Source organism: Ginsengibacter hankyongi, from assembly GCF_008710285.1.
GTDB lineage: Bacteria > Bacteroidota > Bacteroidia > Chitinophagales > Chitinophagaceae > Ginsengibacter > Ginsengibacter hankyongi.
Window position 1 is genome coordinate 1 of sequence record NZ_VYQF01000027.1, and the last position, 825, is coordinate 825.

The following is an 825-nucleotide window of genomic DNA, read 5'->3' on the forward strand; positions in this document are numbered from 1 at the left end:
CGTTTATTTCCAGTTGATAGATTCCATGGGGGATATATTTATTTAGTGGGATAGGTTCGGTAGCAGTGCTGCCGTTGTGATCAATTTGTTGTTGCAGGATTACCTGCCCTGATTTGTTAAGCAAACGGACAAGATATTTTCCTGCTGGCTGGTTATTAAAATGCAGGTTAATGATACCATTTTTAACCGGGTTGGGATAGACCGTAATTTCCGGTTCGCTGTTGCTGATCATCACTTTTACAATGGTACTGTAAGCGATTTTATCATTATCATCCACACTTTTAATCCTGTAATAATTATAACCTTCAGCGGGATGTATATCGGTTAGCTGGTAGCTTGCTGAGTGTCCACCATTGCCGGTGGGTGCTGTTACCGAAAGATTGGTAAACAGGCTGCCACTGGTAGATTTCTCCACCTCGTACTGTTTTATATCGAGCTCATTATTCACCTTCCATTCCACCTGGATGTCTTTACCTTTTTGATAAGCCTTAACCGAGGTAAAGGTAACAGGCAAAGTTCCCTGCTGGCTGAAGACAACCAGGAAGCGGTTGGCAGCATAAGAACCGGCAATATTTACTATGGTAAAATCTATGCTGGTAGTTCCGTCAATGTTTAAGGGAGTGCTGGTATGGAGGTAATTATCCTGCAGGAATGCGGTGAGGCCCGGCGTATATAATTGATCGGCCATGAACTCAAAGCGGTATTTACGGGCGCTCACTCCCGTAAGGTTTAAAAAGACAGTATCGTTATCAGTAATGGTATGCCTTCTTTCCACTACCAGTAATTTACCGGCAGTTTTCACCGATAAATTCTCAGAAGTATTTG

Annotated in this window: 1 protein-coding gene; it reads right to left on the reverse strand. The window is 42.8% G+C overall.

The genetic code is table 11. From position 1 onward, the window contains the following. A partial coding sequence (locus tag FW778_RS22920; protein WP_150417254.1) for a T9SS type A sorting domain-containing protein occupies positions 1 to 825 on the reverse strand: 825 nt, incomplete at both ends.